23 protein-coding genes, 1 pseudogene and 1 riboswitch are annotated in these 25719 nt (G+C 58.8%); of the genes and pseudogenes, 10 read left to right on the forward strand and 14 right to left on the reverse strand.

Annotated elements, in window-relative coordinates:
- Positions 1-6 precede the first annotated feature (6 nt).
- Positions 7-1221, reverse strand: a complete 1215-nt coding sequence (gene gltS, locus QY76_RS02630) for a sodium/glutamate symporter (RefSeq protein ID WP_012846909.1) — start codon at positions 1219-1221, stop codon at positions 7-9.
- A 233-nt stretch (positions 1222-1454) separates the two neighbouring features.
- On the opposite strand from gltS, the pseudogene QY76_RS02635 reads away from it, so the two are divergent.
- Positions 1455-2857 (forward strand): annotated as a pseudogene (locus tag QY76_RS02635) (NCS2 family protein).
- Between the two features lie 198 nt (positions 2858-3055).
- A complete protein-coding gene (locus tag QY76_RS02640) occupies positions 3056-4753 on the forward strand; it encodes an AsmA family protein (protein ID WP_045426567.1) in 1698 nt (565 codons plus the stop codon).
- Positions 4754-4775: 22 nt separating this feature from the next.
- Here the strand turns inward: QY76_RS02640 and QY76_RS02645 are convergent, their stop codons facing one another.
- The 4 genes from QY76_RS02645 to QY76_RS02660 form a co-directional block, all read right to left on the reverse strand.
- On the reverse strand, positions 4776-5351 hold the full coding sequence (locus QY76_RS02645) for a DcrB family lipoprotein (RefSeq protein WP_034164486.1): 576 nt from the start codon (positions 5349-5351) through the stop codon (positions 4776-4778).
- 76 nt (positions 5352-5427) lie between these two features.
- Positions 5428-5880 carry a GNAT family N-acetyltransferase gene (locus tag QY76_RS02650; RefSeq protein WP_034164485.1) on the reverse strand — a complete coding sequence of 151 codons (453 nt, stop codon included), beginning with the start codon at positions 5878-5880 and terminating at the stop codon, positions 5428-5430.
- A gap of 106 nt (positions 5881-5986) precedes the next feature.
- Positions 5987-7999, reverse strand: coding sequence for a glycoside hydrolase family 3 protein (locus QY76_RS02655; protein WP_235439440.1), 2013 nt, complete (start codon positions 7997-7999; stop codon positions 5987-5989).
- A gap of 191 nt (positions 8000-8190) precedes the next feature.
- Positions 8191-8850 carry a 7-cyano-7-deazaguanine/7-aminomethyl-7-deazaguanine transporter gene (locus QY76_RS02660; protein ID WP_034164483.1) on the reverse strand — a complete coding sequence of 220 codons (660 nt, stop codon included), beginning with the start codon at positions 8848-8850 and terminating at the stop codon, positions 8191-8193.
- Positions 8851-9129: 279 nt separating this feature from the next.
- On the opposite strand from QY76_RS02660, the gene tusA reads away from it, so the two are divergent.
- Complete coding sequence (tusA, locus tag QY76_RS02665) at positions 9130-9378, forward strand: sulfurtransferase TusA (RefSeq protein WP_014524145.1); 249 nt, start codon at positions 9130-9132, stop codon at positions 9376-9378.
- A gap of 38 nt (positions 9379-9416) precedes the next feature.
- On the opposite strand, the gene QY76_RS02670 is transcribed toward tusA, so the two are convergent.
- The 4 genes from QY76_RS02670 to QY76_RS02685 all read right to left on the reverse strand — a co-directional run bounded on the left by QY76_RS02670 (position 9417) and on the right by QY76_RS02685 (position 12010).
- A complete protein-coding gene (locus tag QY76_RS02670) occupies positions 9417-10076 on the reverse strand; it encodes an OmpA family lipoprotein (RefSeq protein WP_012846900.1) in 660 nt (219 codons plus the stop codon).
- A 148-nt stretch (positions 10077-10224) separates the two neighbouring features.
- Entirely contained in the window at positions 10225-10770 is a 546-nt protein-coding gene (locus QY76_RS02675) for a TMEM165/GDT1 family protein (protein WP_235439441.1), read from the reverse strand.
- A 92-nt stretch (positions 10771-10862) separates the two neighbouring features.
- Positions 10863-10965, reverse strand: a riboswitch (yybP-ykoY riboswitch).
- A complete protein-coding gene (locus QY76_RS02680) occupies positions 10945-11451 on the reverse strand; it encodes an N-acetyltransferase (protein ID WP_034164481.1) in 507 nt (168 codons plus the stop codon). It overlaps the preceding riboswitch by 21 nt.
- Positions 11411-12010, reverse strand: coding sequence for a DNA-3-methyladenine glycosylase I (locus QY76_RS02685; RefSeq protein ID WP_045426574.1), 600 nt, complete (start codon positions 12008-12010; stop codon positions 11411-11413). Before QY76_RS02685 ends, QY76_RS02680 begins: the two co-directional genes overlap by 41 nt.
- Positions 12011-12223: 213 nt before the next feature.
- Here QY76_RS02685 and glyQ point away from each other — a divergent pair, with 213 nt between their 5' ends.
- From glyQ to QY76_RS02715, 6 genes are all read left to right on the forward strand, one after another.
- The gene (gene glyQ, locus QY76_RS02690; protein ID WP_012846896.1) at positions 12224-13132 is read left to right on the forward strand and encodes a glycine--tRNA ligase subunit alpha; all 909 of its coding nucleotides are present in this window, start codon (positions 12224-12226) and stop codon (positions 13130-13132) included.
- A gap of 9 nt (positions 13133-13141) precedes the next feature.
- Positions 13142-15211: a glycine--tRNA ligase subunit beta gene (glyS, locus tag QY76_RS02695; RefSeq protein ID WP_045426577.1), complete on the forward strand. Its 2070-nt coding sequence runs from the start codon at positions 13142-13144 to the stop codon at positions 15209-15211.
- Between the two features lie 132 nt (positions 15212-15343).
- Positions 15344-16063, forward strand: a complete 720-nt coding sequence (locus tag QY76_RS02700; RefSeq protein WP_034164478.1) for a DUF3053 domain-containing protein — start codon at positions 15344-15346, stop codon at positions 16061-16063.
- Between the two features lie 419 nt (positions 16064-16482).
- On the forward strand, positions 16483-18453 hold the full coding sequence (locus QY76_RS02705) for a PTS mannitol transporter subunit IICBA (RefSeq protein WP_045426640.1): 1971 nt from the start codon (positions 16483-16485) through the stop codon (positions 18451-18453).
- A 118-nt stretch (positions 18454-18571) separates the two neighbouring features.
- Positions 18572-19729, forward strand: coding sequence for a mannitol-1-phosphate 5-dehydrogenase (locus tag QY76_RS02710; RefSeq protein WP_034164477.1), 1158 nt, complete (start codon positions 18572-18574; stop codon positions 19727-19729).
- Between the two features lie 66 nt (positions 19730-19795).
- Positions 19796-20335 (forward strand): MltR family transcriptional regulator, encoded by a 540-nt coding sequence (locus QY76_RS02715; protein ID WP_071844099.1) that lies wholly within the window; start codon positions 19796-19798, stop codon positions 20333-20335.
- 15 nt (positions 20336-20350) lie between these two features.
- Here the strand turns inward: QY76_RS02715 and QY76_RS02720 are convergent, their stop codons facing one another.
- From QY76_RS02720 to ibpA, 3 genes are all read right to left on the reverse strand, one after another.
- Entirely contained in the window at positions 20351-21613 is a 1263-nt protein-coding gene (locus tag QY76_RS02720) for a valine--pyruvate transaminase (RefSeq protein ID WP_045426581.1), read from the reverse strand.
- Positions 21614-21808: 195 nt separating this feature from the next.
- A complete protein-coding gene (gene ibpB, locus QY76_RS02725; RefSeq protein ID WP_034164588.1) occupies positions 21809-22273 on the reverse strand; it encodes a small heat shock chaperone IbpB in 465 nt (154 codons plus the stop codon).
- A 116-nt stretch (positions 22274-22389) separates the two neighbouring features.
- On the reverse strand, positions 22390-22803 hold the full coding sequence (gene ibpA / locus QY76_RS02730; protein ID WP_049648752.1) for a small heat shock chaperone IbpA: 414 nt from the start codon (positions 22801-22803) through the stop codon (positions 22390-22392).
- 275 nt (positions 22804-23078) lie between these two features.
- On the opposite strand from ibpA, the gene QY76_RS02735 reads away from it, so the two are divergent.
- Complete coding sequence (locus QY76_RS02735; protein ID WP_081854103.1) at positions 23079-23429, forward strand: YceK/YidQ family lipoprotein; 351 nt, start codon at positions 23079-23081, stop codon at positions 23427-23429.
- Between the two features lie 6 nt (positions 23430-23435).
- On the opposite strand, the gene QY76_RS02740 is transcribed toward QY76_RS02735, so the two are convergent.
- Positions 23436-24734 carry a DUF3748 domain-containing protein gene (locus QY76_RS02740; RefSeq protein ID WP_034164473.1) on the reverse strand — a complete coding sequence of 433 codons (1299 nt, stop codon included), beginning with the start codon at positions 24732-24734 and terminating at the stop codon, positions 23436-23438.
- An 85-nt stretch (positions 24735-24819) separates the two neighbouring features.
- Entirely contained in the window at positions 24820-25638 is an 819-nt protein-coding gene (gene yidA, locus QY76_RS02745; protein WP_045426584.1) for a sugar-phosphatase, read from the reverse strand.
- Positions 25639-25719: the final 81 nt, after the last annotated feature.

Raw genomic sequence — 25719 nt, forward strand, 5'->3', positions numbered from 1 at the left:
TCCGCCTTAGCCGATCGCCTGTGCAAACAGCGGCAGCATTAAATACAGCTTAATAATGATGGCGTTGGCAATATCGATAAAGAAGGCGCCGACCATCGGCACCACCAAGAACGCCAAATGGGAAGGGCCAAAGCGCTCGGTGATGGCCTGCATGTTGGCGATGGCCGTCGGCGTAGCGCCTAGCCCAAAACCACAGTGCCCCGCCGCCAGAACCGCCGCGTCGTAGTTCTTTCCCATCACCCGATAGGTGACGAAAATGGCGTACAGCGCCATCACCAGCGTCTGCACAGCCAGGATCGCCAGCATCGGCAACGCCAGCGAGGCCAGCTCCCACAACTTCAGGCTCATCAGCGCCATCGCCAGGAACAGCGACAGGCTGACGTTGCCCAATACCGAGACGGCGCGCTCGAACACCTGATAAAAGCCGATTTTTGACAGAGTATTGCTTAAGATAACCCCGACAAACAGCACGCAGACGAAGGTCGGCAGCTCCAGCGCCGAGCCGCGCAGCCACCCGGCGATCAGCTGGCCGACCGTCAGGCAGATGACGATCAGCGCCAGGGTTTCAATCAGCACCAGCGAGGTGATCATGCGCCCACTCTGCGGCTTCTCAAAGGCGCTGGGCACCGCGTTGTCATCCGGCGTGCCGTCCGGCGTCGAAGAGTGCTTAACCAGGTAGCGCGCGACCGGACCGCCGATCAGGCCGCCCAGCACCAGCCCGAAGGTCGCGCAGGCCATCGCCACTTCGGTCGCATTCTGAAAACCGTAGCGCTCAATAAACAGCTTGCTCCAGGCCGCGCCGGTACCGTGGCCGCCGGACAGCGTTATAGAGCCTGCCAACAGTCCCATCAGCGGATCCAGCCCCATCAGTTTCGCCATGCTGATCCCGATGGCGTTCTGTACGATCAGCAGCCCAACCACCACAAACAGGAAAATACTCAGCGCCTTGCCCCCGGCGCGTAGGCTGGCCAGGTTGGCATTCAGACCAATGGTGGCAAAGAAAGCCAGCATCAACGGATCCTTCAACGACATGTCGAAGTCGACTTCAAAACCGATGCTTTTTTTCAGGATTAGCAGGGCCAGGGCAACCAATAGCCCGCCGGCTACGGGTTCAGGAATGGTGTATTTGGTCAACAGAGGTATTTTTTGCACCATCTGGCGCCCCAACAGCAGCACCAGCGTCGCGGCAACCAACGTGCCATAAATATCCAAATGATACATTCAGGTACTCCATATAATTTTTATATTTCAGAAAGTTATATAATTTCACCGTTTTTTCGCAGCTCAGTAACCTGACAATTTAATGACAAAGGTTGTAGTGCGGCAAGCTTTTATCGAAAAAACTACGCGGAATAAAAGCCACAAAAAAGTGGCAACACACTCAACGCAAACGATTGCTTTTGTGGCAAAGATCATTAAAATGCGCCCATTGTTGATCCTGGATGCCCGCACACATGACCACTCAAACGACCGACCTCGATCCGATGGCCCAACCGGCTACGCCCCCGGCGACCAGCAGCGAACTGATCTATCGCCTGGATGACTGCCCGCCGCTGGCGCAGACCCTGTTTGCCGCCTGCCAACATCTGTTAGCGATGTTCGTCGCCGTCATCACCCCGGCCCTGTTGATCTGTCAGGCGCTCGGTCTGCCGGCGCAGGATACCCAGCACATCATCAGCATGTCGCTGTTCGCCTCTGGGCTCGCCTCCCTGCTCCAGATCAAAACCTGGGGCCCCGTCGGCTCTGGCCTGCTGTCGATTCAGGGCACCAGCTTTAACTTTGTCACGCCGCTGATCATGGGCGGTATGGCGCTAAAAAACGGCGGCGCCGATATTCCTACCATGATGGCGACGCTGTTTGGCACCCTGATGCTGGCCTCCTGCACAGAGATTATCCTGTCACGCTTCCTGCATCTGGCGCGCCGCATCATCACCCCGCTGGTCTCCGGCATCGTCGTGATGATCATCGGGCTGTCGCTGATCCAGGTCGGTCTGATCTCCATCGGCGGTGGCTATAGCGCAATGGGCGATCACAGCTTCGGCGCGCCGCGGAATCTGCTGCTGGCCGGGGCGGTGCTGCTGGTGATCATCCTGCTCAACCGCCAGCGCAATCCCTACCTGCGCGTCGCCTCGCTGGTGATCGCGATGGCCGTCGGCTATGGACTGGCCTGGCTGATGGACATGCTGCCGGCGTCCGCCGCACAGCCGAATACGGCGCCGCTGGTCACAATACCGACTCCGCTGTACTACGGCCTGGGGATCGACTGGAATCTGCTGATACCGCTGATGCTGGTGTTTATGGTGACCTCGCTGGAGACCATAGGAGATATCACCGCGACGTCGGATGTCTCAGAACAGCCGGTCTCTGGGCCGCTGTATATGAAGCGGCTGAAAGGGGGGTACTGGCGAATGGCCTCAACTCGATGCTCTCCGCCGTCTTCAACACCTTCCCCAACTCCTGCTTCGGACAAAATAACGGCGTGATCCAGCTGACCGGCGTCGCCAGCCGCAAGGTCGGCTTCGTGGTCGCGCTGATGCTGGTCCTGCTCGGCCTATTCCCCGCCGTCGCCGGGTTTGTCCAGCACATACCCGAGCCGGTGCTCGGCGGCGCTACCATCGTGATGTTTGGCACCATCGCCGCCTCAGGGGTGCGTATCGTCTCGCGTGAGCCGCTTAACCGCCGCGCCATCATGATCATGGCGCTGTCGCTGGCCGTGGGACTGGGCGTATCGCAGCAGCCGGAAATCCTGCAGTTCGCCCCTCAATGGCTGAAAACCCTGCTCTCCTCCGGCATTGCGGCGGGCGGGATCACCGCTATCGTACTGAATCTGATTTTCCCGCACGAGACTCACCGCTGATCCCCGCTATGCGGGCTTGATAACAGGCCCGCTTTCGCCTTTCACGACGCTTTCCCTTGAGCCTCGGACATAATTACGGCATAAACTAGGCTGTGCCCGGTGAACGGGGCCAGATAGATCCCGCCCTTTAAGCGGCATCGATGCCCTCCTGGACACGGCCGCGTATGCCGCCCCGGAACACTGAAAGGACGAGTCACCATGAAAGTTATCGGGAAACTGCTGCTGGCGCTCTGCGTACTGATCCTGCTGGCGCTGGCGGCAGCCTATTTTATCGTACAGAGCCGCTGGGGGGCCCGCCAGATAAGCGACTGGGTCAACCAGCATACCCACTACCGCATCACGCTTAGCGCGCTGCAGCATACCCTGCGTCAGCCAACGGTGATACAGGTTAACGGATTCAGCCTGGCCCGCGCCGGTCAGCCCCCGCTGGTCCAGTCCGCGACGCTGCGCCTGACCTTCGGCTGGCAGCAACTGAGCGAGCCGCGCCACTTTAGCGCGATTGGCCTCAGCGGCGGCAAACTGACGCTGACGCAGGACGCTGTACCATCGCTCCCCATCAGCGCCGCCGCCCTGCGCCTGCACGATATGCAGATCCGCTGGCCCCACGCGGACTGGCCCCTGCAGGCCTCCGACGTAGACGGCGGCATCGTTCCCCTGCGTCCCGGCAGCGCCAAGGCCGACTTTCAGTTCAGCGCCGCGGCGCTGAGCATCGGCGATATTCCGGCCAAAAACGTACTGGTTCAGGGGGAGTATCGGGATCGTCAGCTGTGGCTGAATAACCTGGGCGCCGATGTGGCCAACGGGCAAATGACGGCGCAGGCGTTGCGCCAGGCCGATGGCACATGGCGTATCGACAGCCTGCGTCTGAGCCAGATCCACTGGCAAAGCCCACAGGCGCTGCGGCCGTTTCTACACGCGCTACAGCTCCTGCCGCCGTTGACGCTCGTCCGACTCGATCTGCTGGGCGCCAGCCTTGAGGGCAAGGACTGGGCACTGGGCGGGCTGGATGCCACCCTGCGCAATGTCTCTCTGACCGATGGCCATTGGCACAGCCAGCGGGGATCGCTGGCCTTCAACGCGACGGATATCGTGCTCGGGGCGGTGCATCTGAGCGATCCCCTGCTCAGCGCCGACCTCACGCCGCAGGGGATCACGCTGCGCCAGTTCAACACCCGCTGGAGCAATGCGCTGCTCCGCGCCAGCGGCGACTGGCAGCGTGACAGCGGCCATCTGACCCTCAACGATTTAGCCATCGTCGGCCTGGAGTACACGCTGCCCACCGCCTGGCGCACGCTGTGGCTGCGCCCGCTGCCCGCCTGGCTGCAGGAGATCACGCTGCAGCGTTTCTCTCTCAGCCGTACCCTGTTGGTCGATATTAACCCCGACTTTCCATTTCAGATAACGGCACTGGATGGCTTTGGTAGCCATGTCACCCTCGCCCGCCAGCGCCGCTGGGGGCTCTGGCATGGACAGATGCAGTTCAACGCCAGCGAGGCCACTTTTAATAAGGTGGATCTGCGCCGCCCGTCGGCAACGCTGCAGGCGGACAGCGGTACCGTCCGCGTCAGCGATCTCAGCGCGATTTCACAGAAGGGATTACTGGAGGCCAGCGCGACCCTGAGCCAGGGCGACAGCCTATTAACGCTGGCGCTCCACGGGCGCGGCGTACCGGTCAGTCAGCTGGATGCCTGGGGCTGGCCTGCGCTGACGGCGCTGCAGGGCGGCATTAATCTGCAGCTGACGCTACGCGCACCGCTGCAGGCCGGCACGCCGTTCCGCCAAGGCGTCGATGCGACGCTGCAGGCGCAGGACGGGCATGGACACACGCTGCATCAACGCATGGTCAGCGGACAGCTGGTCGCAGAGGCGCCACCGATCGCGGCGGAGAGCCGATAGCATATCGGCCCTCCGATTACGCTTATTGGGCAAAGGAGAGGGTATCGAGCACGCCGTTGGCGATATTCGCCGCCTCTTGACGATTATCGCCCGGCAGGGAGATCTGCATGGTCATCAGCTGATCGCCGACCTGGGCGAGGATAATGCTGGAGTAGATGGCGTGACCGTTCGCCTGCTGCATACTCACGACCTTCTCAACCGCCTTTCCACCCAGCTTAACGCTCTCAGACGAGACCAGCTGCAGGCTGGCGTCGCGTGATTTCTGCTGGTCAATCAGGCGGGTCGACAGGGTATTCAGGTTATCCTGCGGCATCGGCGCCAGAATGACGATCACCGCCTGCTGCCCGGTTTTATTGGCATACACGGACATATTGTTGGTCTGTGAGCCCAGCTTGCTGGTCTGATCGCTCAGTCCCGCAGGCAGCGTAAAGCCAATCTTACCGTCCAACAGGCTGACTTTGGCCCCCGCCGGCACGCTGGGCTGAGTCGCGCTCGCCCCCTGCGCCGGTGCGTTGGTCTCCGCGGTGGAGCTGCCATCGCAGGCGGCCAGTCCGGTAACCAACAGCCCGACGCCGATCAACTTCACTAAATTACCCATGGAAATTCCTTATGTTGTCCGAAGGTCTAATTCCACATCGCACCCGATCGCGGAACAAAAAGCAAGTAACCGTATGTTACGCCGCATCTACACGCAGATCCCTGACCAGACGCAGACGATAGTCGACAACCTCGTCCTGAGGCTGCACCTGAATAATGTGATAGCCATTATTTATCAACATCACCAGCATCGCGGAAAAGCCGTTACGGGTTTTTACCTCAATACGCCGATACCCTTGATTTAACGCCCACGTCTGCTGCGCACGCAATAGGATTTGAGCGATTCCTTTCCGCCGCCATCCGGGTAAAACGCCGCCAAGCCAGCTGTAAAACGTCTGGTCATCCAGCGCATAACCCACCTTAAATCCCACGTCGCAGCCTCCGCTGCGGGCGATCAGGAGACAGGCCTGACGGCCGGCAAGACGCCGCTGTATATCCGCCAGCGAATGGCGCGGAACAAACTCCGGAATGGCTCGATACAGCGCCAAGATCGCGGCCGGAGTGGCCGAGTACAGCGTGATCGGTGTCATCGTGCGCCTCCTGTCGGGAGATAAAAGGAGAGCATAGCGTAAAACCCCGAAAAGGCGGAATCAGGGAAAAAATACCCTGCGCGCCGGGCACAGGGTAGACGGCAGCCTACTGATAGCGCAGGCCAAAGCCGTAGGGACGCCAGGTATCCAGGGCACGGTAGCCCGGCATATCGGAGAGTTGGTTAACGACCGCCTGCGCCCGATTAGGCAGCGCAAAGGGGAGGCGCCCCTGTGGATTAAAACGGCCGCTGAGCACATCCATCAACGCATGGTCGGAAACGCCAAATGTCGCCAGGATAGCGCCGGCGCGATCCATTCCACTGGCGCGGTCTAGCACAAACGGCTGGCGATAGTTTATGGATAAAATCGTGTTGGCCGCCCCAACCCGCGCCATAATCGTCTGGATATCGGCCAGCGACGGCGTAATTTGCCACGTTTTAGCCCGTGCCATCGCGCTAAAGCCCAGATCATTCAGCTCATCTTCGGCGGCGCCGCCAAAGCGACGCGCCTCGACGTAGGGATTGCTGACCACCACACGAACGATCGCCCGCGTCGTCTGAGGCGGGATCGCGGGCAGCGCGCCGCCGCGCCGATCGCCGCTGATCACCCGAAACCCATACCCCTCAACAATCGCCTTATCCATCCCTACCACATATAGCGTCTGCGCGGGCTTCAGCGGTAATAGCGGCGCCCTATCGTCGCCATTTTTCAACAAGACGATAGACTTACGCTGCGCCAGCGAGGCCCGCGCCTGAAACGCCTTATTTCCCAGCGTCTGCGCGGCCCGTTCGGGATCGACATAGGCGTTTTCAAACAGCCCCAGCGTAAACTGCTCTTTCAGCAGCCGGGTGACCGCCAGATCGACCCGCTCCTGGCTGATTTTTCCCGCGCGAATCGTGTCATATACGATGGCATTGCTGTGATAGCCCGAAAGGACATCCGTCCCCGCATTGACCGCGATGGCAATCTGCTCCTGCTCCGGCAGGTGTTCAATGCCCCATGTGCGATCGCCGATAATCCCAGTATCGCTATTGACATATCCCTTGAATCCAAGCTGCTCACGCAGCAGCCCGGTGATGACGCCGGCCGAGAATGCCATACCGACGTCGTTTGGTGTCAGCGCCTGGCCGACGGGAATACCGTAGTAGGGCATGATAGCCGATACGCCGAGCTCAATGGCGGTAATAAAGGGCTTCAGATGATAGTGAAAATTCTGCCCGGCATAGTTCTGATTTTTCCCGTAGGCATAGTGGGGATCGCCGCCGTTCTCCTGCGGCCCCCCGCCGGGAAAATGTTTTACTGTCAGCGCGATACTGTCTCGGCCTAGCCGTTCGCCCTGCAGCCCCAGGATCAATTGGCGGGCAATGTCCGACATCAGATCGGCATCCTCGGTAAAGGTTTCATGAACGCGATACCAACGGGGCTCCGTCGCCAGATCCATCATGTAACCATACATGCCGCGAATACCGACGGCGCGCCACTCCTGGGCCATAATCCCGGCAAACTCACGGATAAGGGACATGTCTCGGGTTGCCGCCAGCCCCGCCTCTTTCGGCCAGGAGGAGAATGCGCCACTAATCACATTGATCCCCTCCCGAGCCTGGGGATCAATGTGATTGCGGGCGTTAGACTTAAATAGCGCCGGAATGCCGTGGGGGGTTCGCTCCGCCATCTCCTGGGCCCGATTTAGCGCCTCTGCCACCTCCCGGGGCGTCAGCTGATTGGTGCCGGACTGCGGCTGCGACACCACCGGATTACGGAAAATGAAGCGCGTCATATGCTGCTCACGGATTAACGCAGCCTCCTCCTGGGGGATCGCACCCTGCGGCGCCACCCGGAACGTATCGATCATCATCATGCCGGCCTTTTCCCACAGCGTCATACGCGCGACCAGATCGGCGCTGCGCTGCTCCGCAGAAAGCCGCCAATCCTCATAGGGATCCAGGCGGCCATTGCCGTTAGCATCGCGAAAGGTGTATCCCTGAACATGCAGCAGCGGATGTACTCGGGAAACCACCGGCGGCTGCCCTGCTCCGGCGGAATACGCCGTCGCCGCGAACGGCGACAGCAGGGCGCATATCAATAGCAGGTATTTATACATCCGTGCAGATCTATACATAATATTCTCCTCAGAAAGATCTCTCCTGTGGAGGAACATAGCGCAGAAAAAAGCGAAATAAAATTATATATCATAATGATATATATGAATTTTTTATAGACTTGAGTTATCCGTTAGCGGCGGCGGTATCCCGAAACGACAACGGGGCACGCCTGCGCGCACCCCGTTTCGTCTCCCTCATCCCGCGTGAATCACGCCGGCGAGACCTGCCGCTGGCGAAACGCTATCCGCTTCAGCAGCATATTCAGCATAACGCCGTACATCGGCAAGAAGAAAACCATGCTAATCAACAATTTGAATGCATAATCCACCAGCGCAATCTCTACCCAGTGGGTTGCCATAAACGCGTCGCTGCTGCGGTAAAAGGCAATAAAGAAAAACGATAGCGTATCGCTGATGTTGCCAAACAGCGTTGAGGCGGTCGGTGCGACCCACCAGGCCCGCGTCTGCCGCAGGCGGTTAAACACATGCACATCCAGTATCTGCCCCAGCACATAGGCCATAAAGCTGGCACAGGCAATGCGCGCGACCATCAGGTTAACACTGCCCAGCGCGGCAAAGCCCTGCCACTGCCCCTGAAAAAATAGGGCGGAGACACAGTAGGAGATCAGCAGCGCTGGCACCATCACCGCCAAAATAATACGCCGAGCCAGCGGTGCGCCAAAGATACGCACGGTCAGATCCGTCGCCAAAAAGATAAACGGGAAGGTAAAGGCGCCCCAGGTGGTATGGAAACCGAACACGGTGATCGGCAGCTGCACCAGATAGTTGCTTGATGTGATAATCAAGACGTGGAAGAGAGACAGCCAACACAGGGCCGTAAACCGCTGCTGCGGTGTAAAACTAAACATCGATGTCACCTTTTTGGTTATTGGGGTGAGGGAACCCAAGAAAACGATCATCCTTAACGGATGCGGCGGCGATCATACCCGGCTCTCGCCACGATGCAACGGTTATTTTTCACGCAATCGTTAACGCCCTTTGCAGCCTGCGCAGCGCCGGGTACACTAGGGCGCGTCCCGTAACGGTGCGCGTCAGCGACGCGCACAGCCAATGACGGGATACGCCCTAGCGACGTTAGATTATTTATTCGTGCGACCGCCCTGAACGGCGCTATTCAGAGACCTGCCATGACCGATCTGTTCGCCAATCCGGACAAAACCCTAGACGCTCTGGGCCTGCGCTGCCCGGAGCCGGTAATGATGGTACGCAAGGCCGTACGCCATATGGCGGCGGGTGAAACCCTGCTGATCATCGCCGACGATCCGGCCACCACCCGCGATATTCCCGGCTTCTGCCGTTTTATGGATCACGCCCTGCTGGCGCAGGAGATCGAGCAGACGCCCTACCGCTATCTGCTGCGCAAAGGCGGCGCCTGAGCTGCCCGACCAGGCCGGGCACCCCATGGCTGAGCCCCTTACAGCGGGCTAAGCGTGATTTCCACGCGGCGGTTTTGTGCTTTCCCCGCGGCAGTGCTGTTCGTTGCAATCGGGTTCGCCGGCCCCATACCAATGGTGCGAATGCGTCCCGCGGACACGCCCTGCACGATCAGCGCGCTGGCAACGCTGTCGGCGCGCTGCTGTGACAGGCGCATGTTCAGATCGCGGCTACCGGTGCTATCGGTATAGCCCACGACGTTAACCGCTGTTTTCTGGTACTCCTTCAGCACCATCGCCACCCCGGTCAGCGTATTGGCACCGGCCGGCTTCAGATTGCTGCTATTCGAATCAAAGGTCACGTTATTCGGCATATTCAGGACAATGTTATCGCCCTGACGGGTGACGCTCACCCCGGTACCGCGCATCTTGTCGCGCAGCTTCGCCTCTTGTACATCCATGTAATAACCGATGCCGCCGCCCAGCGCCGCACCCGCCGCCGCGCCGATCAGCGCCCCCTTACCACGATCGCTCTTAGAAGAGGAGAGTGCGCCCACGCCGGCGCCCAGCAGGGCACCCAAGCCGGCGCCGACGCCGGACTTCCCAGCCTGAGACTCACCGGTATAGGGATTGGTGGTACATCCGGATAGGATCAGCGCCGCACTGATCAGGCCTGCGATGCAAAAACGGCTTTTTTTCATGAATAAACCTCAATGTCGATAAATGTCCCCGCTCCCGGGGACGTCAAGATAGCGTGATGCGTGATGCGCGGCACCTGCCGCGGTCGCGCTGCCCCCGTCTGACCGGCTCGGTGGGCATTGGTTCAGTATGAGTGGAGCAAAAATCACGTCACAGGATAAGGGTAACAACTCCTAAAATCGCAAACAGCAGGGAAGAAAGTTGCCTTCCCCAGCCGCTCTTCAGGTAGGGCTGCAGCCGAGCACCGAACCACAGCATCGGCGCATTGGCCAGCACCATCCCTAGCGTCGACCCCAGGACGACCCAGGTAATATGCTGATAGTGCGCGCCCAGCAGGACGGTCGCAATCTGGGTCTTATCGCCAATCTCGGCCAGAAAGAACACCACCAGCGACGTCCAGAAGGGATGCCCCCCGCGGATCTCACCGTCATCTTTATCGGGAAACAGTACCCACACGGCCATGGCCAAGAAGCCCGCCGCCACCATCCAGCGCATAATCTGCGGACTGAGAAACTGAGTGACCAGCTCCCCTATCAGGGCAGCAAAGTAGTGGTTAACCAGCGTTGCCAGAATAATTGCCAACAGGATCAGGAAAGGCTTACCAAAGCGCGCTACCAGCAGCAGCGTCAAAAGCTGAGTTTTATCGCCGATTTCAGCCAGGGCGACGGAGCTCATCGGAGTAAGAATAATGGACACAGCGGAACATATACCGGGGTGAGTCTCATAGACACATGGCGCGACCAGGCCCTCACCCCGGAGTGCGCCTTGGCCGGCCACAGGTCTCGTCAACCCATCTCGTGACGGGCGCTGACGCCATGATGATAACACCAAGTTTGTTGACGTCAGCGTCGGCGCTGGCGCACCGACAGACTACTCCCCCATGACGGAAGAGCGCGCAGTGTAATCAAGACGCTCGCTTTTCTCAAGCACCGCCCCACGCTGCCACAGCAGCGTGGCCACCGCCTGGCCTGTCTGCGCCTGAATCTGCCTGTCGATGCAGTGGAACCCCTGTCGGCGGTAAAAAGCCTGCGCCCGCCGGTTGGCACAGTACGCCTCCAGCAGCAGCCAGGGATGGTGGCGTTTAGCGTGATGCATCAGACGCTGTGCCACGCCGCGTCCGCGGTAGCGCCGCGCCACGAACAGCGCACCGAGCAGATGGCCAGGCAATATGCAGATAAAACCGCCGATCCGTCCACGGTCGGTCGCCAGCCACGTCTGCCCCTCCGGCAGATAGGCATCGCGCACCCACGGCAGGCTGGCGCGCCAGTAGCCGGGCGGTATCGACGGGTGAGCCTGGATCGTCAGCTTCAGCCACAACGCCAGCAGCGCCGACGTATCAGCGGGCCTGGCCGGATGCAGATACAGGGGATGCATCATGGTACAGACAGCAGCCTGGCATATGGTCATTCACCATCCCACAGGCCTGCATGAAGGCGTAGCAGATCGTGGTGCCGACAAAGGTAAAACCGCGCTGCTTCAGCGCGCGGGCCAGGGCATCAGAAACCGACGTGTGGGTCAGCGCCTGCCATCCGCCCTCCGGCGGCGCCAGCGGTGCCCCGCCGACGAACGACCAGATAAAGGCCGAAAACGCCTCGCCGCGCTGCGCCATCGCCAGCAGGGCCCGGGCATTGGTGACGATCGCCTCCAGCTTGCGCCGGTTGCGGATCAGCCCCTGGTCCAACAGCAGGTCAGCGATATCCTCTGCCGTCATCGCCGCCACCTTGGCGGGATCAAAACCATGGAAAGCCTGCCGGTAACGCTGACGCTTTTTCAGCACCGTCAGCCAGGAGAGCCCGGCCTGCTGCCCCTCCAGACACAGCAGTTCGAACAGCGCCCGCCCGTCATAGAGCGGCCTACCCCACTCATGATCGTGATAGGCGAGATACAGCGGATCGGCCGAAACCCAGGCACAGCGCTGCAGCATGTGGTCGTCCATACGTTCTCCCGATAACAGTCTTCAGCGCATCATACCCTGTCAGTGCATCCGCGCCCGGCGCTGATGCGATATTTTGCACGTAAAATCCGCAATAGCGGCGCCTGCGGGCTAAAAAAGCGTGCCTTGTCGCACTATTGCTGTATATCTTACGCTCAGGCGGTATACTGATCCTTTCTGTTTCAATCCACTTGAACGCGTGCGAACACATCCAACATGCAAAAGTTTGATATCAAGACCTTTCAGGGGCTGATCCTGACTCTGCAGGACTATTGGGCGCGCCAGGGCTGCACCATCGTCCAACCGCTGGACATGGAAGTCGGCGCCGGCACCTCCCATCCGATGACCTGCCTGCGAGCGCTGGGCCCAGAGCCGATGGCTACCGCCTATGTACAACCGTCCCGCCGTCCGACCGATGGCCGCTACGGCGAAAACCCGAACCGACTGCAGCATTACTACCAGTTTCAGGTCGTGATCAAGCCGTCACCGGACAACATTCAGGAACTGTACCTGGGCTCACTAAAAGCGCTGGGGCTGGATCCCACCGTGCATGATATCCGCTTTGTTGAGGATAACTGGGAAAACCCGACCCTGGGTGCCTGGGGCCTGGGCTGGGAAGTCTGGCTCAACGGTATGGAAGTCACTCAGTTCACCTACTTCCAGCAGGTGGGCGGCCTGGAGTGTAAGCCTGTTACCGGTGAAATCACCTACGGCTTAGAGCGTCTGGCCATGTATATCCAGGGCGTCGATAGCGTCTACGACCTGGTGTGGAGCGATGGCCCGCTGGGTAAAACCACCTACGGCGACGTGTTCCACCAGAACGAAGTGGAGCAGTCCACCTATAACTTCGAATACGCTGACGTCGATTTCCTGTTCGCCTGCTTTGAACAGTACGAGAAAGAAGCCCGCATGCTGCTGGAGCTGGAGCACCCGCTGCCGCTGCCGGCCTATGAGCGCATTCTGAAGGCTGCCCATAGCTTCAACCTGCTGGATGCCCGCAAAGCGATCTCTGTGACCGAGCGCCAGCGCTACATCCTGCGCATCCGCACCCTGACCAAAATGGTCGCCGAAGCCTACTACGCCTCCCGCGAGGCGCTGGGCTTCCCGATGTGTAAAAAAGATTAAGAGGCAGCCATGACGCAACAGACTTTCCTGGTTGAAATCGGCACGGAAGAGCTGCCGCCGAAAGCTCTTCGCTCCCTGGCGCAGGCCTTTGCCGACAACTTCCGCACAGAGCTGGATAATGCCGGTCTGGCGCACGGCGATATCGAATGGTTCGCCGCACCGCGCCGCCTGGCGCTGAAAGTCGCCGCCCTGAACGCGGCGCAGCCCGATCGCGAGATCGAAAAACGGGGTCCGGCCATCGCCCAGGCGTTCGACGCCGAGGGTAAGCCGACCAAGGCGGCCGAGGGCTGGGCCCGCGGCTGTGGCATCAGCGTCGATCAGGCTGAACGCCTGAGCACCGACAAAGGCGAGTGGCTGCTGTACCGCGCGCTGCAGAAAGGGCAGCGCGCCCAGGATCTGCTGCCTGCGCTGGTCGCCAGCGCCCTGTCTCGCCTGCCTATCCCCAAGCTGATGCGCTGGGGCGACAGCGATACGCAGTTTGTCCGCCCGGTGCATACCGTCACCCTGCTGCTGGGCAGTGAAAGCATTCCGGCGACGATCCTTGGGGTGCCGTCCGATCGCGTAATCCGCGGCCACCGCTTTATGGGCGAAGCCGAGTTCACCCTCGACAACGCCGATCAGTATCCGCAGATCCTGCTGGAGCGCGGTAAGGTTATCGCTGACTATAACGCCCGCAAGGCGCTGATCAAGCGCGATGCCGAAGCCGCGGCGGCCCGCATCGGCGGCGTAGCCGATCTGAGCGACAGCCTGCTGGAAGAGGTCACCTCTCTGGTCGAATGGCCGGTCGTGCTGACCGCCAAGTTCGAAGAGAAATTCCTCGCCGTTCCGGCAGAGGCGCTGGTATACACCATGAAAGGTGACCAGAAATACTTCCCGGTTTACGATGCGGCAGGCAAGCTGCTGCCAAACTTCATCTTTGTCGCCAATATTGACTCCAAGGATGCCCAGCAGATCATCGCCGGCAACGAGAAGGTGGTACGCCCGCGTCTGGCCGACGCCGAGTTCTTCTTCAAAACCGACCGTAAGCAGCGCCTTGAGGACAACCTGCCACGTCTGGAAAGCGTGCTGTTCCAGCAGCAGCTGGGCAGCCTGCGTGACAAGACCGATCGCATCACCGCGCTGGCCGGCTGGATTGCCCAGCAGATCGGCGCCGATGTCAATATGGCAACCCGCGCGGGCCTGCTGTCCAAGTGTGACCTGATGACCAACATGGTGTTTGAGTTCACCGACACCCAGGGGGTCATGGGGATGCACTATGCCCGCCACGACGGCGAGGCCGAAGAGGTCGCCGTCGCCCTGAACGAACAGTATATGCCGCGCTTTGCCGGCGATGCGCTGCCCAGCTCCCTGGTCGCCTGCGCTGTCGCCATTGCCGATAAAATGGATACCCTGGCGGGGATCTTCGGCATCGGTCAGCATCCGAAGGGCGATAAAGATCCGTTTGCTCTGCGCCGCGCCGCGCTGGGCGTGCTGCGTATCGTCGTAGAGAAAAAGCTGCCGCTGGATCTGCTGACCCTGACGCAGGAGGCCGTGCGCCTGTACGGTGACAAGCTGAGCAACGCCAGCGTCGTCGATGACGTTGTGGAGTTTATGCTGGGCCGCTTCCGCGCGTGGTATCAGGAAGAGGGGCATGCCGTTGACACCATTCAGGCGGTGCTGGCGCGCCGTCCGACCCGTCCGGCCGACTTCGACGCCCGCGTACGCGCCGTCAGCCACTTCCGTACCCTGCCGGAGGCCGCTACGCTGGCCGCCGCGAACAAGCGCGTCTCCAATATCCTAGCCAAATCAGGCGATGTCCTGGCTGAACAGGTGCAGGCCGCCCTGCTGAAAGAGCCGGCGGAAATCCGTCTGGCGGCCAACCTGATCACGCTGCAGGAGAAGCTGGCGCCGCTGTTCGCCGACGGCCGTTATCAGGAAGCGTTGGTTGAGCTGGCTACCCTGCGTCAGCCGGTTGATGACTTCTTCGAGCAGGTCATGGTCATGGCCGACGATGAGCAGGTCCGCATCAACCGCCTGACGCTGCTGAACAAGCTGCGCGATCTCTTCCTGCAGGTCGCCGACATCTCCGTTCTGCAGTAGGTTCGCGAAGCAGGCTATCTAACCCGCCGTTAGGCGGGTTTTTTACTTTATGGCTGTTATCCCGCATTTTACGGGGTACACTAGATTGACAGATTTCGCATCACCCTTGCGCGGTTTACAGGAGTCACTCACATGACATTCGCAGTAAAAACATGGGCACAGCGCCTGCTGATGCCCGTTATGGCACTCTTTTTCGTCATGCAGCTGAGTGGCTGCGGCGATAGCGATAAAGAGCAGCAAAAAGCCTTTATCGACTATCTGCAGAATACGGTAATGCGCGGCAGCGTTACGATCCCCACCCTGAGCGAGGCCCAAAAACAGCAGCTGGGGCACTATGCCGGCGACTATGCTATTCTGGTCACCTTTTCTCAGAACTTTAACCGCGCCATGGAAGCCAGCATGACGCCGCTGTTCAGTACCCTGCAACAGATCCGTACTCCGCAGGAGTATCTGACCCAGCGCGATCGTCTGCAGCAGGAGCTTGGCGCGCTGAACATGCTGGGCCAGCAGATCCAGAGTGCCAAGGCTCAGGCCGACGGCGCCTACGCCACGCTGAAGCAGCCTGAAGAGGTCAAAGCCGTCTTCGACAAAGCCTTCACCAAGATTGTCACCGGCCCCAGCAACGCCGTTATGCCGATGATCCCGCAGGCGGCGGGCGTCGCCCAAACGCTGGTACAGGTCGGTGATTTCCTGCAAAATCTGGGACCGCAGGCGCGCTTCGATAATCAGGGCGTACAGCTGCAGACCCAGGCTCAGGTCGATCAGTACAACCAGCTGATGCGCGATCTCTCGGTAAAATACCAAGCGCTGATGGCGGCCCAACAGCAAAATGCCGGGCTGCTGCAGAACTGAGTTCCACATCTCCGTAGATCACCCGGCTATGGCCGGGTTTTTTATGACCATCCCCCGCTCATCGGCTTTCCCCTGCCACACACCGACCGATGTCACGCTCACCCACAAATATCTTGCGATCAACATCACATTTCAAAAACAAAGCGAACAACAAAATTAGTGATTTCGTTCACAAAAAACAACCAAACACCTCGAATATGCTACGCCTTTAGCGAATTTTTTGTGATTAAGATCACCATAAACACCACCTCCACCGGGGACAAATAGTGATTTTTATCACAAAAAAACCTCGGGGTACGCGTGAACAACGGGTCGTGATAGAGTCGATTTTGCATACAAAACGACTGATGGTTTTTGGCGAAACCATCCAACAAACCACGACGCGTTGCCCTGTTACGCGCACCACCGAGGGACGTTTTATGTTATCACCAGACATTAAGGTCAAGGTACAAAATTTTGGCCGCTTCCTCAGCAATATGGTTATGCCCAACATTGGCGCTTTTATTGCCTGGGGTCTGATTACCGCTCTCTTTATTCCAACGGGCTGGCTGCCCAATGAAACGCTGGCCAAGTTGGTCGGCCCCATGATCACCTACCTGTTGCCACTGCTGATCGGCTATACCGGCGGGCGTTTAATCGGCGGCGAACGCGGTGGCGTGGTCGGTGCCATCACCACAATAGGGGTGATCATCGGCGCCGATATTCCGATGTTTATGGGAGCAATGATGGCTGGTCCGCTGGGCGGTTGGGCTATCAAGCGCGTCGATCATTGGCTCAATGGCCGGGTCAAAAGCGGCTTCGAAATGCTGGCCAGCAACTTCTCCGCCGGTATTCTGGGCATGCTGCTAGCCATGCTGGCCTTCCTGGCTATCGGGCCATTGGTCGCCGTGCTCTCTACTTTGTTAGCCAGCGGCGTCAACTTGCTGGTTCAGAATAACTTGTTGCCATTAACGGCGATCTTCGTCGAACCAGCGAAAATTTTATTTCTTAATAACGCGATTAACCACGGTATATTCTCCCCACTCGGCATTCAACAAGCCACCGAAACGGGTAAATCCATATTCTTCCTGATCGAGGCGAACCCAGGGCCAGGCCTGGGCGTGTTGCTGGCCTATATGTTCTTCGGCAAGGGCAGCGCCAAGCAGTCAGCTCCCGGCGCCGCCGTCATCCATTTCTTCGGGGGAATCCACGAGATCTACTTCCCGTATGTATTGATGAATCCCCGTCTAGTCCTGGCGGTGATCCTCGGCGGCATGACCGGTATCTTCACCCTGACGCTGTTCCATGCCGGGTTGGTCTCTCCCGCCTCACCCGGCTCTATCTTCGCCATCCTGCTAATGACGCCGAAGTCGTCGCTGATCGGCGTGAGCCTTGCCGTACTCAGCTCCTGCCTCGTCACCTTTGTCGTCGCCAGCCTGATGCTGAAGCGGGCGCCTGCCGGTCAACAAGATAACGACGGTCTGGCCAACGCCACTCGGCGCATTCAGGGGATGAAACAACAGGCAAAAGGCGAGTCAGGTCAACAGGCTGCGCCGCAGCCCACCCGTGCACATCTTGATCTGGCACACGACCTGAGTCAGGTGCGTAACATCATCGTAGCGTGTGACGCCGGCATGGGATCGAGCGCGATGGGCGCTGGCGTACTGCGCAAAAAGATCGTCGAGGCTGGATTAAGCCAGGTCCAGGTCCGTAACCTCGCGATTAACGCCCTGCCCGATGATGTGGATCTGGTGATCACACACCGAGACTTAACCGAACGCGCCCTACGTCACGCTCCACACGCTATCCATCTGTCTCTGAGCAACTTCCTCGACAGTGGACTGTACAACGACCTGACTACGCGTCTGCTCGCCGCTCATCTTCCGCAGGCGGCAAACGATAGTCGGCTGATTAATCAACCGGTTGCCGCCGCTAATGATGATCATTATGAGCTCGGTGACGAACAGCTATTTGAACTACAGGAGCACGACATCTTCCTCAGCCAGCATGCCGATGATAAAGAACAGGCCATCCGCTTCGCCGGCGCCCAACTGGTGGCTCGATGCTATGTCGAGGCCGACTATATCGAGGCGATGTTGGCGCGCGAGGCGTTAACCTCCACTTACCTCGGCGAATCCATCGCTGTACCGCACGGTACCGTAGCCGCCAAAGATCGCGTCCTGCGTACCGGTGTCGTCATTTGCCAGTACCCACAGGGTGTCCGCTTCGGCGACGATCCTGCTGATATCGCCCATCTGGTGATAGGTATCGCCGCCCGTAATAATGAACATATCCAGGTTATTACTCGCCTGACCAACGCCTTGGACGACGAGAGCATCATTACTCGTCTCATCCATAGCACCAGCGTACGTGAAATTCTTCAGCTACTACGCAGTGAGCGAGCGGCGTAATTCGCCGCGATGCGGACGTCGGTGACAGAGATAGACGGTGCGTCCTAGTACCACCTCGTTTTAGGGCCATCTCGTCCTAGGACACACCGGATCACTTCCTATTCAGGTGAGGTTTAACATGAAAGCAATTCATTTTGGTGCAGGTAATATTGGGCGTGGCTTTATCGGTAAACTGCTGGCAGATGCCAATGCCGAGCTGACCTTCGCCGACGTCAATCAGCCATTGATCGATCAGTTGGCTCATCAGCAAAGCTACGAGGTCCATGTCGTCGGCGAGCAACAACGTGTCGAGCGGGTACAGCATGTCAGCGCCATCCACAGCGCCAGCCCCGATGCGATCGCGCAAATCGCCCACGCCGATATCATCACCACCGCCGTCGGCCCACAGGTATTGAACCGGCTCTCCGCCACCCTAGCGCAAGGGTTGCTTGAGCGTCATCGCATCGGCAATGCGCAGCCGCTCAATATCATCGCCTGTGAGAATATGGTACGCGGCACCAGCCAACTGAAACAGCACGTCATGGCCATTCTACCAACGGCGCTACACCCCTGGGTAAACCAGCAGATCGGCTTCGTCGACTCCGCCGTGGATCGCATCGTGCCGCCCAGCGACGCCGCCAACGACGATCCCTTGGACGTCACAGTGGAAACCTTCAGCGAATGGATCGTCGATAGCACGCAGTTCAAGGGCGAGCTACCGGTTATCGCTGGCATGGAGCCAACAGCCAATCTGATGGCCTATGTCGAGCGAAAGCTATTCACTCTCAATACCGGCCACGCCATCACCGCCTATCTGGGCTGCTTGGCGGGTTATCGCACCATCCGCGAGGCGATCCTTGACCCCGCGATCCGCAGCAACGTCAAGGCGGCTATGGAGGAGAGTGGCGCGGTACTGATCCGTCGCTATGGCTTCGACCCTCAGCAACACCACGCCTATATTGAAAAAATCCTCTCCCGCTTCGAAAACCCTTATCTGCGGGACGACGTCGAGCGCGTCGGGCGCCAGCCTTTGCGTAAGCTGGGGGCGATGGATCGTTTAACCAAGCCGTTGCGTGGAACTCTAGAATACGCCTTACCACATCGTCACCTGCTGATCGGGATTGCCGCCGCCTTATGTTACCGCAATGCACACGATCCCCAGGCACAAGAGATGGCGCAACAGATCGCGCACCTCGGCGTTGAGACAGCGTTAAACCAATTCGCTCAGTTGGAGGATTATCCTCAGGTCACCTCGGCGGTAGCAAAGGTATATCGAACCCTGCGACATAAGGCATAATTTACTCAATACAGACTTCTGATGATAGGCATGCGTCGGGCAACTCCCGGCGCATGAAACCACACTATGGCAACAATGGAAGAAACCCAGGCTTTTGAGAACCGCATTCTGGAACGGCTCAATGCCAGACAGACAGTAAAGGGCCTGCTACAAGCGGCGATACCGATGCTGGCCGAGGCTATCGACCGTTTAGTGTTACAGGCGTTCCGTAAGGATGACTATGCGGTGAAATATGCCGTCGAACCCCTGCTAGAGAGCGATGGTCCATTAGCGGCGCTACCGATGCGTTTAAAGCTGATCTATGCCTTAGGTGCCATCAGCCGCATCGAGTATGAGGATATCGAGCTGCTGCTGGCGCTGCATAACCAACTGACGTTGGATAGCCAGACTTACCACTTTACCGACGATGAAGTGCTCGGCCCACTCCGCATGCTGCACGGCATGCGTCACTTACCACTCGCGCCCACATTGCATCTCCCTGAGGATGTGGTCGACTCCCGCTTAGTTGATATGCAGCAGCAGCGTTATCAGCAAATGGTGCGTTCAACACTGGTGTTAAGCCTCACCGAAATGCTGGCCAGCCTTGCGCATAAGAAGGCCTTTTAACGGTAAAGCGTCCTATCACTCGCGTAGTGCCGCTTCGCAGTAGGCACGCTCGACCTCTTCTGCCAGGATCTGCACCCCGCGTTCAATCAACGCCGGATCCGGCACATAGTTCATGCGCATACACTGCCGTGTATGCGGCCAATCCTGCGCCAGCCCCGGAAAAAAGTGGTCGCCGGGAACCATCAGTACGCCGCGCAGTTTCAGTCGTTGATACAGTACTTCGCTACCAATCGGCAGATCCTTAAACCATAGCCAAAGAAAAATTGCCCCCTCTGGGCGGTGGATCAGGCAGCGCTCCTCCGGCAGATAGCGGCGAATAATCGCCAGCGTCTGGTCAACACGCTGCTGATAGAAAGGGCGGATCACCTCGCGACTCAGCCGCAGCAGGTCGCAGCGCTCGATCATGCGCAGTGCCAGCGCGGGACCCATGCTGCCCGGAGAGAGACTGATGACGCCGTTCATATTGCTCAGCGCCTGAATGGTTCGTTCGTCAGCCACCACGATCCCGCAGCGTACGCCCGGCAACCCTAGCTTCGACAAGCTCATGCACAGGATCGTATTTGGGTTCCACAGCGGCGTCGCCTCGGTAAAGATGATCCCGGGAAAGGGCACCCCGTAGGCGTTATCGATCAGCAGCGGAACCCTATGCTGCCGTGCCAGAGCATCTAGGCGGGTAAGCTCTTCATCCGTCAGCACGTTCCCGGTTGGGTTGGTTGGCCGCGATACGCAGATCAGTCCAATGTCATCCTCAATCTTCAAGCGATCGAAGTCGATATGGTACTTGAACTGTCCCTGAGGCAGCAGCGCAATGCTGGGTTTGAGCGCCACAAACAGATCATCCTCCAGGCCAGCGTCGGCATAGCCGATATACTCCGGCGCCAGCGGAAACAGGACCCGCCGCCGAGCGCCATCGCTGCGCCGACCCGCAAACAGGTTAAAGAGGTAGAAAAACGCGCTCTGACTGCCGTTAGTCAGCGCAATATTTTGTGCCCCAATCGGCCAGCCATACTGTTCTGATAGCAGCCTGGCCAACGCCTCCAGCAGCGTATCCTTACCCTGTGGTCCATCATAGTTACACAGCGCTTCACCCAGCGTCCCCTCCTCCAGCAACTCACGACATAGGGAGGTAAAATAATCCTCCATCTGCGCAATCCGCGCCGGGTTACCGCCGCCCAGCATAACGGCGCCGGGTGTGCGCAGGCCATTATTGAGATCGTCCATCAGACGGGTGATTGCGGAGTAACGGGTAAATCTCTCGCCAAAAGCAGAAAACGTCATAGCGGACCACGCGGACGGTTAGGGATAAAAAAAGCCACCTTACCTGCAGTTCGGCGAGGCGACAAGTCGACCGCCCAGCCCCTTTATTTTGATTATTCTGTAAAAGTCAGGAATAGCAGAATAAAAAAAGGCGCAGCCGCGGCTGCGCCAAATCGAGAGGGTTTATACCCACGGGAGGTATGGACGATCTGATTATTACTGTTGGGTGTTCGGTTCATCCCGGCACTCGAGCGCCGCCGGATCGCGCTGCGCGGCGCTGATGATAATACGCTGCGGCTGGAGCGCCTCCGGTACGTGACGCACCAGGTCGATATTCAATAGGCCGTTTTCAAAGGCGGCGCCCTCTACCGTCAGGTGTTCTGCCAGGGTAAAGCTCAACTCAAAGGCTTTGCACACCAGCCCCTGATGCAGGTACTCCACCGGCTTTTCCGGTTTGACCGGGTTGCCGCGCACCGTCAGGCGTGGGCCTTCAACCTCAATATCCAGCTCACTCTGGCGAAATCCCGCCAGCGCGAGAGAGATGCGGTAGTGGTTATCATCACTCTTTTCAATGTTATAGGGTGGAAATCCCTGCGGTTCCAGCGAGGTTTGCATGGCATTAGCCAGCTTGTCAAAACCAATCCACTGACGCATTAACGGTGAAAGGTCATAATTACGCATGTTCATATACTCCTTCTAAGAAGCGAGATGTTAATAATGCTCAGGTGGAATTATTTCCACCTGCATTGCCCCCAAAGGCAGGCAAAAAATAGAATCAGCCAACCAGCTAACTGCCGTTATTTTATGGCAATCTTACGCGCCTGCTGCGACTCGGGAATGACGCGTGCCAAGTCGATAAATAATAGTCCATTCTCCAGCCGCGCGCCTTCTATATGAATATGTTCAGCCAGCTGAAATTTACGCTCAAAATTACGCTCGGCGATCCCCTGATACAAATAGGTGCGCTGCTTGTCGCTCACTTGATGAGAGCCTTTAATAATCAGTGAGTTGGAATGAGATATTATCTCAAACTCCTCCTCATCAAAGCCAGCGACGGCAATAGAAATACGGTAGTGATTATCATCTACCAGTTCAACATTATACGGAGGATATCCCCCATTGGTATTATTCTGCCCCGACTCAATAAGATTGAATAAACGATCGAATCCGATAGCAGAACGGTACAGCGGTGCCAAATCAAAATTACGCATAGCGACAACCTCCTAAACAATGCAGCGAGGATGAAATAATCTTCCTAATGGACAGATTGATTAAATAGATACCCTATCGGCATATCCATCATTACTCTTTTAATAAGATGGCGACGATCCTGACGTTTTCAAGCGCTATCGTCTAAATTTTATGATACAGCACATATTGACAAAATTTGGCTGAAAAACAAACACACCGTCAATATTCCGGTATATGCTAAGCAGCGTTGCCGGAAAGAGACAGCGGCAGATTGGAATCAGCCCTGGATGACACTATGACTACACCCTTCGTGCGCCATACCACGCTCCTGCTTGCCGGGAGTATGCTGTTACTCAGCAGCGGATGCTCCAGCGTCATGACGCGCGTCGGCCCCCATCAGGGCTACTACGCAGGGACCAAAAACGATCTGCAAATGATCGGCAGCGAGGAGAGCGGCTGGGCCATGCGCCCGCTGTTGGCGCTGGACCTACCGCTGTCGGCGGTTGCCGATACGCTGCTGTTGCCCTATGACTACTACCGCGCCGACGACGATCCGGCCGCGGAGTCGCCGCGCGCCCGGGTTCAGCGCGCCGAGCAGGCCAGCGTTGCCAGCGGCATGGCGCCACCGGCAGCGCTAGGAAACTGACCGCGGCTACTCGTCATCCGAGCTCAGGCGCGCGACAAAAATTTGTGCCCAACCGTTGACCTCTCGCATATAGGCTACCCAGCGGCCATCCGGCGACGGAATGACGGCGTCCGCGCAGGGAGGCTGCGCCGTACGCTCGGTGATCCGGGTGACCGCTCCGCTGGCCACATCGCAGCGCACCACGCTGTTATCCATCACCATCAGCACCGAGCGCCCGTCCGGGTGCCAGTTAAAGGCGGACTGCACGTCATATTCTCCGTGGGTCACCTGGCGTAGCTCACCGCCGTTAGGCGATACGCGCCACAGCTGTACCACGCCATTTTCGTCCCGCATCAGAAACGCGATGCTCCCGCCGTCCGGCGCGCTGCGAACCCAGTGCCGCGGGATCGTCGCCAGGCCGGGGTAGCGCCGAGAATGGGTAAACGTCAATCGCCGCTGCGATACGCCGGCCGGCGGCGCCGGCAGGGTGCCCCCGCTCCCCTGCAGCGGTGAGACGCCAGCCAGACGATAGGCGCTATCCTCTTCAGGCAGGTCAACAATAAACAGCTCCGGTACGCGCTGGCCGTCTTCTGACAACGTATCGCCGATAAATGCCAGCGCCCAGCGCTGACGCTGGCCGTCGGGCTTCAGGTATCCCCGCTGACCGACCCAGCCCTCCTCATAGGCCCGGGTGATATCATCGCTGCCGGGACGCGGCGTTGGCGTCGTGTGGGTTACCAGCACGCAGAAATGGCTGCCATCATACTCACGCGGGTGCGTTTTGGCAGAGCGTACCGGCGATCCCGACAGCGCGACCCCCACGTTGCGCTGATCGCGCTCAGGAGAGTCCTCGTGCATCACATGATCGTTATAGGTAAAGCTCAGGCGCGACGCATCGGGGCTAAAGACGTGTACGTGGGAGCCACCGCGCAGGGCACCGGGAGTATAGGGGGGCGTGATATCCAGCGCGTCCAGCGTCTCTGCAACGTCGGGATGCTCGGCGCTGACGATCACCCCACGCCGATGGTGAAAATCGTACTGCCAGAGCGCATCTGGGTGCTCCGGCCCGTGAATAAAGACATAGCGCTCCGGCAGCGTTGGCGCCACCGTGACCACGCCAACGCAGGCGCCGTCGACGGCGCAGTAGAGACACTGCGTCTGGCCATCGGGCACGCTGACCCGCTCAATGGTCTCGCCGCTGAATGTCGCACCGTGCGGACGCACGTCATAGGCTATCCAGCGGCTGTCGGGTGTCCAGACATGGGTATTGGTCAACTGATGCCCGCGGGCATCGTAGGTAAGCTGTAACTCTGATGGATGGCGCATAATTAGCCCCCTGGCGGCCTGTTTTTACCAGCATAAACCAGGCCCGCCGGAGAGACTATCCATAAGCGGCATTTTACACAGCGGCTTACGCCGCATTGAGAATCCAGCGCTGGATAGCCTGCGCCACGCCATCTTCGCGGTTGCTGGCCGTCACATACTGCGCCGCGGCTAGAATGGCCGGCTCGGCGTTGCCCATCGCCACCCCCAGGCCGGCGTAGTCAATCATCGCCAGATCGTTACCGTGGTCGCCAATACACATCACATGCTGGCGGTCGATACCCAGATGCTCGGCCAAACGTGCGATCCCTTTCCCTTTGTCCACGTCGCGATGTAGGATCTCGAGGAAGAACGGGCTGCTACGCAGCAGGGTATAGCGTTGATACGCCTGCGCGGGAATGCGCGCGATCGCCGCCTCCAGCACCTTGGGGTGATCGATCATCATCACCTTGGGAAAACGCAGGGAAGGATCCATCTGTTCTGCCGGGCAAAAATACAGCGGAATGCCGGTAATAAAGGATTCGTGCACCGTGTACTTACTGATATCCCTATTGGCGGTAAACAGACGCTCAGCGTCCAGCGCGTGAAAATGGCAGCCCACCTCACGCGCCAGCGCCTCCAGATAACGGTAGTCGCTATAGTCCAACGCGGTCTCAAACAGGGTCTCTCCGCTATCGGCATGGACAATCAGCCCCCCGTTATTGCACAGGCAATACTCCCCGGCGACATCCAGCGCCAGCTCGCGTAGGTAAGGACGCACCCCGATCAGCGGGCGGCCGGTGGCCAACACCACTTTAACCCCCCGCCGGCGCGCGTCAGCGATGGCGGCCTTTACCGCCGGTGTAATTTCCCGCGCCTCGTTCAGCAGCGTTCCATCCAAATCGATAGCGATCAGTTTAATTGGCATGATTGGCTCCCTTATTCAATGCACGCGGGTCAGCGCTGGTTAACCCACAGCAAAAAGGGACGTTTCCGTCCCTTTTCAACT

Source organism: Edwardsiella sp. EA181011, from assembly GCF_000800725.1.
GTDB lineage: Bacteria > Pseudomonadota > Gammaproteobacteria > Enterobacterales > Enterobacteriaceae > Edwardsiella > Edwardsiella anguillarum.

Bases quoted from the DNA above. Each gene is read 5' to 3' on its own strand.
- QY76_RS02655 (WP_235439440.1), bottom strand. From the start codon at position 7,999: ATGTATAGATCTGCACGGATGTATAAATACCTGCTATTGATATGCGCC.
- QY76_RS02705 (WP_045426640.1), top strand. From the start codon at position 16,483: ATGTTATCACCAGACATTAAGGTCAAGGTACAAAATTTTGGCCGCTTC.
- glyQ (WP_012846896.1), top strand. From the start codon at position 12,224: ATGCAAAAGTTTGATATCAAGACCTTTCAGGGGCTGATCCTGACTCTG.
- tusA (WP_014524145.1), top strand. From the start codon at position 9,130: ATGACCGATCTGTTCGCCAATCCGGACAAAACCCTAGACGCTCTGGGC.
- QY76_RS02645 (WP_034164486.1), bottom strand. From the start codon at position 5,351: ATGGGTAATTTAGTGAAGTTGATCGGCGTCGGGCTGTTGGTTACCGGA.
- QY76_RS02685 (WP_045426574.1), bottom strand. From the start codon at position 12,010: ATGGACGACCACATGCTGCAGCGCTGTGCCTGGGTTTCGGCCGATCCG.
- QY76_RS02670 (WP_012846900.1), bottom strand. From the start codon at position 10,076: ATGAAAAAAAGCCGTTTTTGCATCGCAGGCCTGATCAGTGCGGCGCTG.
- QY76_RS02680 (WP_034164481.1), bottom strand. From the start codon at position 11,451: ATGATGCATCCCCTGTATCTGCATCCGGCCAGGCCCGCTGATACGTCG.
- QY76_RS02700 (WP_034164478.1), top strand. From the start codon at position 15,344: ATGACATTCGCAGTAAAAACATGGGCACAGCGCCTGCTGATGCCCGTT.
- ibpA (WP_049648752.1), bottom strand. From the start codon at position 22,803: ATGCGTAATTTTGATTTGGCACCGCTGTACCGTTCTGCTATCGGATTC.
- glyS (WP_045426577.1), top strand. From the start codon at position 13,142: ATGACGCAACAGACTTTCCTGGTTGAAATCGGCACGGAAGAGCTGCCG.
- QY76_RS02715 (WP_071844099.1), top strand. From the start codon at position 19,796: ATGGCAACAATGGAAGAAACCCAGGCTTTTGAGAACCGCATTCTGGAA.
- QY76_RS02710 (WP_034164477.1), top strand. From the start codon at position 18,572: ATGAAAGCAATTCATTTTGGTGCAGGTAATATTGGGCGTGGCTTTATC.
- QY76_RS02735 (WP_081854103.1), top strand. From the start codon at position 23,079: ATGACTACACCCTTCGTGCGCCATACCACGCTCCTGCTTGCCGGGAGT.
- gltS (WP_012846909.1), bottom strand. From the start codon at position 1,221: ATGTATCATTTGGATATTTATGGCACGTTGGTTGCCGCGACGCTGGTG.
- yidA (WP_045426584.1), bottom strand. From the start codon at position 25,638: ATGCCAATTAAACTGATCGCTATCGATTTGGATGGAACGCTGCTGAAC.
- QY76_RS02740 (WP_034164473.1), bottom strand. From the start codon at position 24,734: ATGCGCCATCCATCAGAGTTACAGCTTACCTACGATGCCCGCGGGCAT.
- QY76_RS02660 (WP_034164483.1), bottom strand. From the start codon at position 8,850: ATGTTTAGTTTTACACCGCAGCAGCGGTTTACGGCCCTGTGTTGGCTG.
- QY76_RS02720 (WP_045426581.1), bottom strand. From the start codon at position 21,613: ATGACGTTTTCTGCTTTTGGCGAGAGATTTACCCGTTACTCCGCAATC.
- ibpB (WP_034164588.1), bottom strand. From the start codon at position 22,273: ATGCGTAATTATGACCTTTCACCGTTAATGCGTCAGTGGATTGGTTTT.
- QY76_RS02640 (WP_045426567.1), top strand. From the start codon at position 3,056: ATGAAAGTTATCGGGAAACTGCTGCTGGCGCTCTGCGTACTGATCCTG.
- QY76_RS02650 (WP_034164485.1), bottom strand. From the start codon at position 5,880: ATGACACCGATCACGCTGTACTCGGCCACTCCGGCCGCGATCTTGGCG.